The organism is Prescottella sp. GW823-FHT02E09 (genome assembly GCF_058797375.1).
Map to the genome: position 1 here is coordinate 36,821 of NZ_JBXAJP010000013.1, position 13,918 is coordinate 50,738.

General features: G+C 69.1%; 11 protein-coding genes and 1 pseudogene. 5 read left to right on the forward strand and 7 right to left on the reverse strand.

Features of this window, described 5'->3' with window-relative positions:
- Positions 1 to 99: 99 nt before the first annotated feature.
- The gene (locus AC1RIF_RS24875; RefSeq protein ID WP_492604050.1) at positions 100 to 1,068 is read right to left on the reverse strand and encodes an IclR family transcriptional regulator; all 969 of its coding nucleotides are present in this window, start codon (positions 1,066 to 1,068) and stop codon (positions 100 to 102) included.
- A gap of 92 nt (positions 1,069 to 1,160) precedes the next feature.
- Between AC1RIF_RS24875 and AC1RIF_RS24880 the strand changes: the two genes are divergently transcribed.
- The 5 genes from AC1RIF_RS24880 (at position 1,161) to AC1RIF_RS24900 (ending at position 7,546) form a co-directional block, all read left to right on the forward strand.
- Positions 1,161 to 2,327 (forward strand): hypothetical protein, encoded by a 1,167-nt coding sequence (locus AC1RIF_RS24880; protein WP_492604051.1) that lies wholly within the window; start codon positions 1,161 to 1,163, stop codon positions 2,325 to 2,327.
- A 3-nt stretch (positions 2,328 to 2,330) separates the two neighbouring features.
- Positions 2,331 to 3,128, forward strand: a complete 798-nt coding sequence (locus AC1RIF_RS24885) for an SDR family oxidoreductase (RefSeq protein WP_492604052.1) — start codon at positions 2,331 to 2,333, stop codon at positions 3,126 to 3,128.
- A 16-nt stretch (positions 3,129 to 3,144) separates the two neighbouring features.
- Positions 3,145 to 4,293 carry a sulfotransferase family protein gene (locus tag AC1RIF_RS24890; protein ID WP_492604053.1) on the forward strand — a complete coding sequence of 383 codons (1,149 nt, stop codon included), beginning with the start codon at positions 3,145 to 3,147 and terminating at the stop codon, positions 4,291 to 4,293.
- Between the two features lie 115 nt (positions 4,294 to 4,408).
- Positions 4,409 to 5,824, forward strand: coding sequence for an alpha/beta hydrolase domain-containing protein (locus tag AC1RIF_RS24895; protein WP_492604054.1), 1,416 nt, complete (start codon positions 4,409 to 4,411; stop codon positions 5,822 to 5,824).
- A 471-nt stretch (positions 5,825 to 6,295) separates the two neighbouring features.
- Positions 6,296 to 7,546: a multidrug effflux MFS transporter gene (locus tag AC1RIF_RS24900; RefSeq protein WP_492604055.1), complete on the forward strand. Its 1,251-nt coding sequence runs from the start codon at positions 6,296 to 6,298 to the stop codon at positions 7,544 to 7,546.
- 17 nt (positions 7,547 to 7,563) lie between these two features.
- Here AC1RIF_RS24900 and AC1RIF_RS24905 read toward each other — a convergent pair.
- From AC1RIF_RS24905 to AC1RIF_RS24930, 6 genes and pseudogenes are all read right to left on the reverse strand, one after another.
- Positions 7,564 to 7,960, reverse strand: a pseudogene (locus AC1RIF_RS24905) (TerD family protein); the annotation flags it as partial.
- Between the two features lie 244 nt (positions 7,961 to 8,204).
- Entirely contained in the window at positions 8,205 to 9,077 is an 873-nt protein-coding gene (locus tag AC1RIF_RS24910; RefSeq protein WP_492604056.1) for an HAD family hydrolase, read from the reverse strand.
- Entirely contained in the window at positions 9,074 to 10,183 is a 1,110-nt protein-coding gene (locus AC1RIF_RS24915) for a cysteine protease StiP family protein (protein ID WP_492604057.1), read from the reverse strand. The genes AC1RIF_RS24910 and AC1RIF_RS24915 overlap by 4 nt, the downstream gene beginning before the upstream one ends.
- Positions 10,180 to 11,487, reverse strand: coding sequence for a phosphoribosyltransferase domain-containing protein (locus AC1RIF_RS24920; protein WP_492604058.1), 1,308 nt, complete (start codon positions 11,485 to 11,487; stop codon positions 10,180 to 10,182). Before AC1RIF_RS24920 ends, AC1RIF_RS24915 begins: the two co-directional genes overlap by 4 nt.
- A complete protein-coding gene (locus AC1RIF_RS24925) occupies positions 11,484 to 12,641 on the reverse strand; it encodes an HpcH/HpaI aldolase/citrate lyase family protein (RefSeq protein ID WP_492604059.1) in 1,158 nt (385 codons plus the stop codon). The genes AC1RIF_RS24920 and AC1RIF_RS24925 overlap by 4 nt, the downstream gene beginning before the upstream one ends.
- Positions 12,642 to 12,670: 29 nt before the next feature.
- Positions 12,671 to 13,858, reverse strand: coding sequence for a hypothetical protein (locus AC1RIF_RS24930; RefSeq protein WP_492604060.1), 1,188 nt, complete (start codon positions 13,856 to 13,858; stop codon positions 12,671 to 12,673).
- Positions 13,859 to 13,918: the final 60 nt, after the last annotated feature.

Here is a 13,918-nt window from a genome sequence, read left to right on the forward strand (position 1 = left end):
CCGAGAATAGAACGCGTTCCAGGCGCGGTCAACGCCTCCCCGCGCTGACCGAATGTCACATACGTTTCGGGTGGACCGAACCGATGTGACATTCGGCCGTCACGGATGGAGGGCACGGACCGGCCGCCCGCCGCCGACCTCCGCCGTGACGGCGTCCGCGGCCGCCGTCAACGCCGTTGCGCGCCGCTCGATCTCCGCGCGCCCGATCGTCGCGCCGACGTACAGCGTCAGGACCAGTGCCTGATTTCCCTCGGCGTCGTACGTGGGCGCGGCGATGAGATTCACCGGATGCTCGCCGCCGTCGTGATCCTCCCGCTCCAGGTAGACGCGCTCACCGAGGCTCGACACCACCTCCCCGAGCAGTTCTCGGATCTCGGGCGGAAGGTCGCGCGTCGCGACGCCGGCCATCAGCGAGTGCAGTCGCTGCCCCACCGTCGTGAGCGTCTCGACCAGGTAGCCGGTTTCCCGGCACTCGTCGACGACGCGGCGCAGGCGCTCGCGATCCGAGCGGACCGGCAGCGCCGGCTCGCGGCGCAGCCACGCCTCCAGAGCTTCGTCACTGGCCCACAGCACATACATCAACCCGACCGGCGGCGCGAACGGGTACACCTGGCCGACCCGGGCCATGGTGGGCGCACCCGGCGGCGCGGTCACCTCGAGCACCGTGATCTGGTCGCCCACCACGGTCGACGCCGTGCACGTGGTGCCGAACTCCGCGGTGAGCTTGTCCAGTTGCGCCCGCGCAATCGGCCCCATCGCGAAACCGTGCTGCGCCGCCCGGCCCGCGGCGATCAACGCGGGACCGAGGCCGTACACCTTCGACTCCGGATCCCGGGTGAGGTACCCGCCACCGACCAGCGCAGTGAGGATACCGAGGCAGGTCGGCTTCGAAATCGTCAGCGCCCGAGAAAGTTCCGAGAGACCGAACCGCTTGTCCGGACGCGCCACGAGGTAGTCGAGCACCTGGACGACACGCTCGGTCGGCGGCGACCGGCGCCCGGCATCTGCCGAACCTTCGTTCGACCGGCCGGCAGCCGACTCCGCCACGCCGGAATCTCGCGAATTCATTGACCACTCCTTGGAACACGTTCTATGGTCGGAATCACATCAGGTCTACCACATGGGTACATATATGTACCACCACACCGAAGGAGCCACTAGTGCTCACCGATCCCCTGGCCGAGGCCATCGCGGAGGCCGAGAAACTGGTCGAGAGCGCCCCGCACATCCGTAGCGAACGGGACCTGCTCGAGGGAATGCAGTACCTCGCGGGCGGCATCCTCGCCACGGTCCATGCGGCGTGGGCGACGGAGAAGACCCACCCGAACTTCATCCAGGGCACCGGGCCGTACATGAAGATGGGACTCGACAATCCCGACACGCTCTACTTCGGCGCCCGGATCAACGACGACGCCGAGTACATCGTGACCGGCACCCGCGGCACCACCGCCGACCTGAGCTTCCAGGTCCTCAGCGGCAACTACACCAACGCGAACGTGCCCGGCAGCGAGATCGCCTTCGACGACCGGGAACTCCACATCGAGGACGACGGCACCTTCGTCGCCACCTTCGGCCCGGGACCGGCCGACGGACGCCGGAACCACTTCACGCTCGCACCGGACTCGTCGCAGTTGGTGGTTCGCGAGGTCTACAGCGACTGGAGCCAGAAGCGCGGCAGCATCCGGATCGAACGCGCCGACCGCATCGGCGTCCCGCCGCCGCCGCTCACGATGGAAGAGACCGAGAAGCGGTTCGCCCGCGCGGGCAAGGCGCTGGTCGGCCGCGTCAAGACGTGGCTGCAGTTCCCGCAGTGGTTCTACGACAACCTGCCGGTCAATACGATGACCGCGCCGCGGCTGACCCCGGGCGGTCTGGCCACCCAGTACTCCTCGGTGGGCCACTACGAACTGGCCGACGACGAGGCGATGATCATCACCGTGCCGAAATCCGATGCGCCGTACCAGGGTTTCCAGCTGGGCAGCCTGTGGTACATCTCGCTGGACTACATCGATCACCAGACGTCGCTGAACAACACCCAGGCGCAGGTCGATCCGGACGGAATGATCCGGATGGTCCTCAGCGAGCAGAATCCGGGCGTGACCAACTGGCTCGAGGCCCTCGGCCATCCGCGCGGCTACCTGCAGTTCCGGTGGCAGCGGACGTCGCGGGAGTTCACACCCGAGGACGGTCCGACCGTCGAGGTGGTCAAGCTCGATCAGGTCGCCGCGAAACTGCCGTTCCACGAACACAACAAGATCACGCCGGAGGACTTCGCCGCCCGCATCGCGGGGCGCCGGGCCGCCGTCGCCAACCGGATGCTGGGGTAGACAATGACAAAGACGCTGCAGTCCGCGCTTCTCGAAAACAAGGTGATCGTCATCTCCGGCGTGGGCCCGGCGCTCGGCCGGACGCTCGCGCTGCGCTGCGCCGAGGCCGGCGCCGACCTGGTGCTGGCTGCGCGCACCCAGGAACGTCTGGACGAGGTCGCGAAGGAGGTCACCGACCTCGGTCGCCGCGCGGTGACGGTGTCGACCGACATCACCGACGACGCCTCGGCCGCCCACCTGCTGGCCGCCACCACCGACGCCTACGGCCGGGTCGACGGCCTGATCAACAACGCGTTCACAGTGCCGTCGATGAAGCCGTTCGGCCGCACCGACTTCCAGCACATCCGTGACGCGATCGAACTGACCGTGCTCGGCGCACTGCGCCTGACCCAACTGTTCACGCCCGCGCTGGCCGAGTCCAAGGGCACCGTCGTCAACGTCAACTCGATGGTGCTCCGCCACTCGCAGGAGCGGTACGGCAGCTACAAGCTCGCCAAGTCGGCCCTGCTCGCGATGTCGCAGTCCCTCGCGACCGAGCTGGGACCACAGGGCATCCGCGTGAACTCCGTTGCCCCCGGATACATCTGGGGAGACACGTTGAAGAAGTACTTCGAGCACCAGGCCCAGAAGTTCGGCATGTCCGTCGAGCAGATCTACGAGCACACCGCCGCGAACAGCGACCTCAAGCGCCTGCCGACCACCGAGGAGGTCGCCGACGCCGTGATCTTCCTGGCCTCGCCGATGGCGAGCGCGATCACCGGCCAGTGCCTCGATGTCAACTGCGGCGAGTTCCATCACTAGAGAAATCCGGAGCACCATGTCTGAACGCACCACCGTCGGCACCGTCGAGGACCTGCACGCGTCCGCGACCAGGATGACCGGTCTCACCGACTTCGGCGTCGACGACTACACCGAGGCCCTCGGCGTGCTCCTCGACTCGTACGCCCGCGACGAGGACCTGACGCCGTTCGGCAGCAAGATCTCCCGCGTCTTCCTGCGCGGCGCGCTGGTGGCGAGGCTGCTGAGCGAGGCGGCCTGGAAGCAGTTCCCCGAACACGCCGACGTGCAGATCGAGCGTCCGATCTTCGTCACCGGGCTTCCCCGCACCGGCACCACCGCGCTGCACCGCCTCCTGACCGTCGACCCCGCGCATCAGGGTCTGGAGATGTGGCTGACGGAGATGCCGCAGCCGCGCCCGCCGCGCGAGACGTGGGACTCCAACCCGGTGTTCCAGGCGATCGAACAGCAGTTCAGCCAGCACCACGTGGACCACCCCGAGTTCATGGGCGTGCACTACATGTCGGCCGGCGAGGTCGAGGAATGCTGGCAGTTGCTGCGTCAGACGTTCAAGTCGGTGTCGTACGAGTGCCTGGCGAACCTGCCGACGTACTCGACATGGTTGCAGGGACAGGACTGGACCAACGCCTACGCCCGACACAAGAAGAACCTGCAACTCATCGGCCTGCCGGACCGCGACCGGCGGTGGGTGCTCAAGAATCCCAGCCACCTGTTCGCGCTCGACGAACTGATGGCGGTGTACCCGGACGCGCTGATCGTGCAGACCCACCGTCCGCCGAGCACGATCATCCCGTCGGTGTGCAGTCTCGCCGAGCACGCCACCGAGGGCTGGTCGAACACGTTCCGCGGCGAGGTCATCGGCCGCGGCCAGTTGGACCTGTGGGCGCGGGGGCTCGAGGACTTCACCGCGGCGCGGGCCAAGTACGACCCCGCCCAGTTCATCGACGTCGACTACCGGGACTTCGTCGCCGACCCCCTGGGAACGGTCGGGAAGATCTACTCCCATTTCTCGATCCCGATGTCCGAGCAGGCGCACCAGGCGATGGAGGACATGCATTCCGAGAGTCGGTCGGGTAGCCGCAAGCCCGCCCACAAGTACACCCTCGAGGAGTACGGGCTCACCGCCGCGGAAGTCGACGCGCGATTCGGGGACTACGCCGGCGGATGAACCGGGAGAGAGTCCCACACAGCGAGACCCCGGTGTGATCGTCGCCACACAAGAGCGTTAGGTTTCACGGAGGGGGCTGCAACGGCGCAGCCCCTGTCAGAGAGGCTCGATCCGCATGTTCCTGCACGCAAGACGATTCGACACCGACCACGGCCGACTGCCCGACGGGATGCACAGCTCGCCGGGGACTGCGACCTCCGTCGACCTGGCGGCCGCCGGCTACACCGAGCAGGAGTTCTTCCTCAGCGGCACCGCCTCGGCATACCGCGAGGACGGGGCGTGGGAATCCGACGGGCGGTGGGGGGTGGCCGAGGCCGGGCAGGCACCGTACCGGACCCGGCTGCTGGTGCGGGCACCGAAGGATCCGAGCCGCTTCAACGGCACCGTCGTCGTCGAGTGGCTCAACGTCAGCGGGAACGTCGATGTGGACGTCGACTTCGGCTACATGCACTCCGAGCTGCTGCAGGGCTACGCCTGGGTGGGCGTCTCCGCCCAGGCGGCCGGTGTCAACAGCACCGGCGGCAGCCCGCTGGGGCCGGACGTCGTCGGGCTCAAGGCGTGGGATCCGCAGCGGTACGGCCCACTGCATCATCCCGGCGACGCCTACTCGTACGACATCTTCTCTCAGGCAGGGTCGGCACTGCGCGCACCGCGCGGCGCCGACCCGCTCGCTGGACTGGTGGTCGAAAGACTGATCGCGGCAGGCCAGTCGCAGTCCGGATTCCGGATGCTGACGTACGCCAACGCGATCCAGCCACGTGCACGGGTCTTCGACGGTCTCTTCATCCACAGCCGCGCCGGGTTCGGGGCACCACTCGGTTCCGGCTCCGGTGTCGCCGCGCTCGACGGCCCCGACGGCCCCGCGGTCGTCGCGCCGGCTCGGGTGCGCACGGACCTGGACGTCCCGGTGTTCCAGGTCGTCACCGAGACCGAGCTGTTCGAGCTCGGCGGCGGCCCCGGCCCGAAGTCGTTCGTCGCGGCGCGCCAGCCGGACACCGATCACATCCGGACGTGGGAGATCGCGGGCACCGCGCACTCCGATGCACACGCCCTGCGAATCCTCTACCCGCAGTACACCGCCCAGTTCGGCCAGATCCGGGACCTCAGCACCATGTTCGGGATCGTGAACGACGGCCCTCAGGCATTGGTGGTGTCGGCGGCGCTGCGATCGCTGCGCACCTGGATCTCCGACGGCACCGCACCGGCGACCGCCGAACCCATCGAGACCACAGACTCCGGCATCGTCCGTGACCGTTTCGGTAATGCGCGCGGCGGCGTCCGCACTCCGCACGTCGAGGCGCCGGTCGCGGCGCTGACCGGGGAGACGGTGCGGGTGCCGAACAATGGCGCGACCGTGCCCCTCGACTCGGCCACGCTGTCCTCGCTGTATCCGAGCCAGGACGCCTACGTGTCCCGGGTGGCCGAGGCCACCGATCGCTCGGTCGCGGCCGGGTTCTTGCGGTTCGAGGATGGCCGAGCCCTCGTCGCCGCCGCCCGCGCCACCGACGTCAGGGGTGAACAGCCACGCTGATCGACAGCGAGGGTTCGGTAGCCGCGCGCATGCAGCAGCGGTGCCAGGTTGGTCCCACGACCGGGAATCCTGCGGGCCACGGACCCGTCAACGGTCCACACTATTGGACAAACGTCCAAGAGTTTCGGTCAAGTTCACCCATATCCGACAAACGCCTGCTAACTTCTAGACCCAGTGGCGTCGGGCCACATCCACCAGCTACTCCAGAGGACTAACAATGGGTTCTTCCACGCTCAGCGCCGTCATCGACGTCGTCAAGACCATCCTGCCGCTGATCCAGCAGCTCGGCGCGCTCAGCTGATCGTCGTCGGTAAGGAAGGGCCGGGTTCCTCAGGGAGCCCGGCCCTTCCGGCATCTTCGGGCGGCTGATCGGCCGCCGAATCCGGCGCGTCGGCCTCCCGGTGCCGGTCCGAGTTCCACCCCGCGGGAGGGAACTCGCGTGACCGGGCACACATCCGTCATGGTCTGCGTATGACTGCCGACGACTCGCTACGAACCACGCCCGGACCCGATCCGGGCGTCGAGGGCGCCGCCACGAGCGAGGGGCGGGGGCCGCGAGTCGGCACGATCGTGGCACTCGGTTCCATGACCGCCCTGGGGCCCTTCACGATCGACATGTATCTGCCGGCCCTGCCGGACATCGCGTCGGCGCTGGACTCGACACCGTCGGGCGCGCAGCTCACCCTCACCGGGACCCTGATCGGTCTGGCGCTGGGTCAACTCGTGGTGGGTCCGCTGTCGGACAGCCTGGGCCGGAAGCGGCCCCTCGTCGCGGGTATCGCGCTGCACATCGCGAGTTCGCTCCTCGCGGTGTTCGCGACCGGCATCGCGATGCTCGGCGCCCTGCGGGTGTTCCAGGGCATGGGTGCCGCGGCCGCGGCGGTCGTCACGATGGCGATGGTCCGGGACCTGTTCTCCGGCAAGTCCGTCGCCGTCGTGATGTCTCGACTGATGTTGATCCTCGGGGTTGCGCCGGTGCTCGCTCCCAGCGTCGGTGGCGCGCTACTGGTGGCGTTGGATTGGCGTGGGATCTTCGTCGTCCTCGCGCTCATCGGCGTGGCCGTCGCGGCGATCGCGGTCTTCGCACTGCCGGAGACGCTCCCACCCGAGCGGTGGCGGCCCGGAGGTCTCGGATCCGTCCTGGGCACCTACCGGATGCTGCTGCGGGACCACGCATTCGTTGCGTTGACACTCGTCTCGAGTGTCGTGATGGCCTCGCTCTTCGCCTACGTGTCCGGGGCATCCTTCGTGTACCAGGACCAGTTCGGGCTCGACCAGCAGCAGTTCGCGCTCGTGTTCAGCGCCGGCGCCTTCTCGATGATCGGGGCGACCCAGGTCAATGTCCGCCTGCTGCGCCGATGGTCCCCACTGCAGATCGTGCGCGCGTCGCTCACCGTCGCGTTGGGTGTCGGACTGGTTGCGATCGTCGTCGCGCACTTCGAGTTCGGCGGTCTCGCCGGGCTGGTCGCCGCGCTGTGGATCATGCTCGCCGCGATCTGTTTCGTGTTGCCGAACGCTCCCGCTCTCGCGCTGTCCCGGCACGGCGAGGCCGCCGGAAGCGCTGCGGCCCTGCTCGGTTCGATGCAGTACGCGGTCGGCGCCCTCGTCGCACCGGCCGTGGGCCTGCTCGGCAACACCGCCGTGGCACTCGTCCTCAGCATGACCGCGTGCGTCGCGCTCGCCCTCGCCGTAATGATCGGAACCGCGCGCCGACAGCGGTGACGCCCGTCGCCGGCGGGTCAGTCGTTCAGGAAGCGGAGGTGATGCGGAACGGCCTTCTGTGCGGTCTTCGCGTCGAAGCCCTCGCCGATCGCCTGTAGCTTCCACTCGCCGCCGCGCCGGTAGACCTTCGCCATCGCGACCGCGGTGAAGGGCATTCCGCCCTGCAGTGTGAACCGCGCCAGTTCGGTTCCCTGCGGGGCGTCGACCAGTCGGCAGACGGCGTTCGCGATCTGGTCGAAGGTGGGGCCCCGGAAGGAGGTGACGGTGAAGATGCTGACGGAATCCCAGCCCACCCCACCCCCATCCGGATCTGAGTCGGTGCGACGCGCCGTCCTTGCGGAGCGTGACCTTCTGCCCCTTGCTCAGGTTCACCCGCTTCTTCTCGGTGACGCCGACTTCGGTGCGCGGCCGGGGCCGGCGGTGGGGTCGTGTCGTCGACGGCACGCACCTTCCACGAGCCCTGGCGGCTGGTCGAAGTACACGAAGTCGTTGTCGGAGCGGACCTTTCCTTCCCCGGTGACCAGCAGCGCCGACAGGTCCGCCGCCGCGATGAGGACGATCGAGACGACGACGTGTCGTTCCCCGACAGGGCCGCGTTCCGGCCCTTGGTGAGCTGCTGGGGCCCTGCGATCATCCGTCGCTGGTGGACGGGTCTCGGTCAGGTGTGCGGGGCGACGGCGTCCGGCCGAGGGCGCCCGGTCACTGCGGCCGCCCCGACATGGAGGAGGAACCAGCGCAGGATCTCCTCGCCCGCGGCGATCCCACGTCCGGCCGTGACGGTCAGGTGCGGGTGCTGCCAGGCGAGGGATTCGAGCTCGCCGTGCCGGGGCCGGATCGCGGCATCGGCGGCGGCGAGCATGTCGGCGTCGAGCGCGCCGTCCCCGGCCGCGAGCGTCGACGCGTCGGCGGCGATGGAGCCGTCGGCGATCAGACGTCGGCGGACCTCGGCCACCGCGGAACTCTTCGACACCGCGTTCGGCATCGTGTAGACCTTCCGACCCTGGCGGGAGACGTTCCAGCCGCGCGCGCTGCACCACGCACCCCACTCGGCGAGGAAGGTGTCCGGCATCGCGGCGAGATCGACCACCAGGTAGCAGAAGAGCTGGTCCGCGACCCGACAGTTGCGGACCCAGTCGTCGCTGATCCGCGAATGCAGTGCGGCGGTGACCTCGTCGAGGCCGGCCCCCGCGCGTTGCGTGTCGTCGTCGATACCGTTTCGCCACCCCGTATCCGGGATGCCGTCGACGAGGATGTTCCCGCCGTTGCTGGTGATGGCGTATCGCCAGGGGCCGCCGGGCAGAGTGATGCGTCGGAACTGCTCGATCGTGCGGGTCGTGGTCGGGACCAGCACCGCGGTCCGCGCCACGGCCTGCAGGAGCGTCGCACCCGTCTCGGTGACGAACGACAGCGGTGCGCCGTCGTAGTGCTCGACGCACCGCAGGTCCGACTCGGCGGCCGTCGGGTCGAGGTCCATCGCGGCCCGCGAGTAGATCATCGTCCGATCGAGATCGGTGGCGACGAGAACGGTCATGTCACATCCTTGATCAGGCCCATGCAGGAGTACGCGAGGTCGGGCACCACCTCGACCGGGACGCCCCGGGCCGCCGCGAGCAGGCGGATGTGGGCATGTTCGGGCGCGTCGAGATCCCGCACCAGCACCGTCCACGGGACACGACGTAGCAGCACCCGGGTGGTCTCCCCCACGCCGGGCTTGACGTAGTTGACCGTCGAGATGTCGTACCGTGCGCGGATTTCCTCGACGGAGGCCCAGCCGGCCCAGGTCGGCGTGCGGTCGCCGGATCGGAGCGCGGCGACATCCGCCGCGACGCTCGCCTGCACGTCGGTGAACCACGCACCGATCGCGTCGAGCAGATCGTTGGAGACGTCGGCGGCGGCGAGCTCGCGGTAGAACTTGGCGCCGTGGAACTCTCCGGGCGCGATCAGCGCATCGTTGAGGACCGTGCGCGACACGAGTCCGGAGACCGTGGAGTTGAGGCACGCCGACGCGATGAGGAAGTCGTCGCGGGTGCCGTAGGTGCGCGCACACGAACCCGGATCGGCCAGGACCGCGAGATCGGGATCGAACACGGCCCCGCCCGCCGCGGCGTAGGCCGCCAGCGCGGCATCGAGCTCCCGCGTGATGGCACCCTTGCCGGTCCACCCGTCGACGAAAACGACCGACGCCGGATCGTGATGAGCCGCAAGATAGTCCAGCGCCGCGATATCGATCCCGCGGTCACGGACGATCGACACCGCGTAGTGCGGCAGATCGAGGCCGTGCAGGTGCATCGCCCATCGGCGCATGAGGATCCCGATCGGGGTCCCGGCACGCGCGAGGGAGACGAGCGTGATGTCGTGGCCCCGCTCGGCGAGGACGAGTTCGGTGACCACGCCCACCGCTCGGGCCAGGCGCTCGGCACTCTCGACCAGGACCTTGTCGAACAGCTCGCGGTACTGCGCGTCCGGCTGGTACTCGATGGGCAGCGATTCCGCGTAGTGAGCGCGGCCCGACTGGATGCGCCGCTCGCGCTCGGCGACGTCGGCCTCGAGATCCACTCCGGACAGATCCTTGAGCAACCAACGGACGTCGGCCGCCGGATACGAGCCGAAGTGGGGACCGGCCAGCGGCGCGGTCATGCCCGATCCTCTCGCATGCGCGCGAGCACCCGGGGGTCCGATGCCGGCACCACAGCGAGCAGGACGTCGTTGCCCGCGCCGGTCAGCACGTCGAGGAGCCCGCCGGGGCAGCGCAGCCGATCGGTGTCGGCGGGAGAATCGGCGACGACGATCAGCAGCGGGCGCACCGCCGGGTCGTCGGGCCAGTGGGCGTTGTACAGATAGCGGGCCGCGGTGTCGTCCGGTTCGGGCGCGACGAACGTGTAGCCGCGGCGCAGGGGGTACCCGGGCTCGTCGAGCACGTATGCCGGTGAGCGCGTGGTGGTCTGGAACCGCGTCGCCAGGCCGCGCTCCGCGAGCGCCGCCGCCAGTCGCAGCGGAAGGTACATCAGCTCTTCGTGACCGATGACGACGGCCGGGCGGTCGGCGTCGACGTGGCCGGCCAACGCCGTCGCGGCCGCCGCGATCGCCGCGTCGAAGCCCGCGGCATCGGCGTGCAGGAATCCGTGCCGACCGCCGTCCGGCACCGTCGCCGGCCACGGCACCTCGACGCGGTCGACCGTGCCGCGGACGCCGGAGATCGGATTGAGGACCGGGTCGGGTAGGGCGACGACCCGCTCGATCAGCCCTTCCGGCAGTGCTGTGCGACCGCTCGCGAGGCTCACGAAGTCGATGGTGGCCCCGAGGTCGGCCGCGGCCGCCGCCGTCTGGTCACGATGCCGTCCGGTCCGCATGTCGACCAGCGACGCGACGATGTAGCGGCTTCGCGGATGATGCGCGTGCAGGGCCCGAATGGCGTCGACCGCCGTGGCACCGGTGGAGATCTCGTCGTCGACGAGCACCATGGGAGCGTCGTCCGCCAGCAGGTCCGGCGACGTGGGTTGCAGGAGGTGGCTCGTCGCGTGGGAGTGCCCCTCCTCGAATCCGGCGAAGGTCTCTGCCCCCGGGACGTCGCGGCGGGTCGAATGCAGATAGCAGCGGGCCCGCATCCGCGTGGCGACGCAGTGCCCGAGACCGGTGGCCGTCTCGGCGAATCCGAGGACGGTGACATTCACCTCGGACTCGTCACCGGCAGGGATCCCCAGCGCGGCGAGGACCAGGTCGCCGAGGCGGTCGCCGGCGGCGATGACGGCGTCGGGTGCGGTGGGCAGGTGCTTACCGAGCACCGTCGACACCAACAGGTGCGCGCGACGCGGATTGCGGCGCAGCCCCGGCTCGACGAGCTGAGGAACGGTGTAGCCGGCCTCCGAGTCGCGGTGGTCGAGTGCCAGCCCGAACTCGCGTGTCGCCCACGGCTCGGCGACCGGAACCTCCGGAGCCGTCACCGGGTCACCAACGCGGTCAACAGGTCGACGAACGTCACACCCTTGTTGGTGACACCGAACACCCTGGCGCGACGCAGCGTCGCCTCGGCCCAGTTCCGGTGCGGGCGAACCTCGTTCATCTTGTTCCGGTATCCCGACGCCTGTACCCCACCGACCGCCTCGCCACCGAGGATGTCGAGCGCGTCGTGGTACTCCTCGTGCGTCACCGCCGAGAGCGCATGGACCGCCGCGACGTGGGACGGGTGGATGACGGTCTTGCCCTGGATGCCGTTGGCCCGATCCAGCGAGATCTCGCGCAGCAGCCCGTCGAGGTCGCGACTGACCAACTGCTGCCGGAACAGCACCGCGTCGTGCTCGGCGAACGGGGTGGCCCGGAGCATCGGCCGGAACATTCGCTCGTGATCGGCGAAGTACTCCCACACCGGGCCGGTGATGACGAACCCGCTCCCGTCCGCACGACCCAGGTAGTTCACGACGTCCGCGATGACGTCGACGACCACCCGGACGTCGTAGATGGTGAGGTCCCGGTCCCGGCGGATCCCGAACGTGCTGCACATGTCGGTCGCGCCCAGCCTGACCGCGAGGACTCGATCGCGGTGGTGCGCAAGCAGTTCACCGACCGCGTGCAGCTCGACGTCGCGGCTCTGCCGGTGCACCAACTCCGGCGACTCGAGGACCGGCATCACGTACAGATGCTTGCCGAGACGGTCGGACGCCTCCGCGATCTCGTCGAGGAAGGCGCCGCTCGCGCTGGTGAACTTCGGGACCACGAAGCCGGTCAACGCGACGACTCCGGTGGTGAGCGCGTCCGCGATCGCCCGGATGCCGCCCGGCGTGCGGACCCTTACGAACAGCAGCATGTTCGCCGCAACGGTTCCGGCTAGCTCGTCCAGCGTCGCGACCACGTTGGCCATGCCCGCCTCGACCTCGTCGTCCGCGACGGCATCCTCGAGGTCGAGGACCATCGAGCAGACGCCCTCGCCGCCGCGGCGCAGGATGGTCGCGGTGAGATCGTCACGTGTGGCCGGCACATACAGCGTCGCACCGAGGGCGACGGCCAGCAGGTCCCGGTCCGCACTGTCGTCGAACGCCTCGGTCGGATGCAGGAACAGCGCATCGGCGGTCGCTGGGTCGAGATGATGGAAATGCCTCATCGCGCACGACTCGGTAGTGGTCCCCCATGTCATGGTGTGGCGCTCTGCCCTCTCATGCGTTGCACAATTCCAGCGACGAAACTCGACACGGCGTCGAGGTCGGTGATGTAGGCCCAATAGTCCGGATGTGTTCCGGTCAGGCGGTCGGCGGCACGGTCGATCCGGTCCACCTGAGCGTCCAGCGCGGAACCCCACTCCGCGGCCAGCCCCGAATTGACGGCGAGCACCTGGGCGTCTCGAAGCCGAAAGCGTACGGCATCGACCTTCGCACGCGGGTCGGCGCGTACCTCGCGCAGGAGCCGGAGCCGATCGGTGACGGCGTCGACGAGGCCCTCCGCATCCGCCAGCGTTGCACGCACTCTCGCGGTCAGCTCCAATGCGAGGTCGGGGTCACCGGCGGCGAGCGCGGACTCGGCCTCGGAGAACAGCGCCTGGGACTGGTCGATCAGACGCACGCTCTCGCGATCGTTGCCGACCAGGTCGTCCGAGCTCGCGGCATTGAACTCGCGCAGGATCGACGAGTACGCCGGACCGAGGTCGCCGGCCCGGTGCCGCACCGCAGCGATCCGGGTCGTCACCGAGGAAAGCGCATTTCGCGCCTGGCGTTCCCGGTCCGGAGCAGCCGTCAACGCGGATCTCAGCTCGGCCACCGCATCGTTGAGGCGCGCGGCCGCGTCGCGGACCCGACGGATGTCGTCGCCGGTGCCGGCAAGCAGCAGCGACGCCTCGTCGATCGCGGCGACGCCGTCCCGGACCGAGGAGTACCCGGCGAACGGGCCCTCCGCACTCCGGCGTGCAACCTCGGCGGCGGCCTGCGCCTCCCGGGCGATCCGCGGAATCGCGTCGAGCAACGACGCAGCATGCTCGAGATGCGCGCGGTGGGCGTTGTAGAAATCGTCGACCAGACGCGCCGCGTCGATCAGCGCGCGGGTGGTCGCGTCGACGTCTACGACCGCGACCCGGCCGGTGTCGGCAACGTCACACAGTTCCACGTACCGGCCGCCGACGTCGTAACACGCATCACGGACCGGCTGCCACTGCCGAAGTAGTCCGTTCTCCGGAAAGAGGCGATTCGATGCCGCAACCGACGACTCGGCGATACGCTGACGGCCGTCCAGGTCGAGGAACGCGGCGGTCATCGTTTCACGGGCACGGCGGATCGCCTCGTCCTCGTCGCGGGACTCTCCGAACAGTCGTCCCGACCATCTACCGGCCACCGCTGCATCGTACTGGTCTGCCCGAGCTCGTAGCCTGGAGACCGGCGGCGCAACACGATG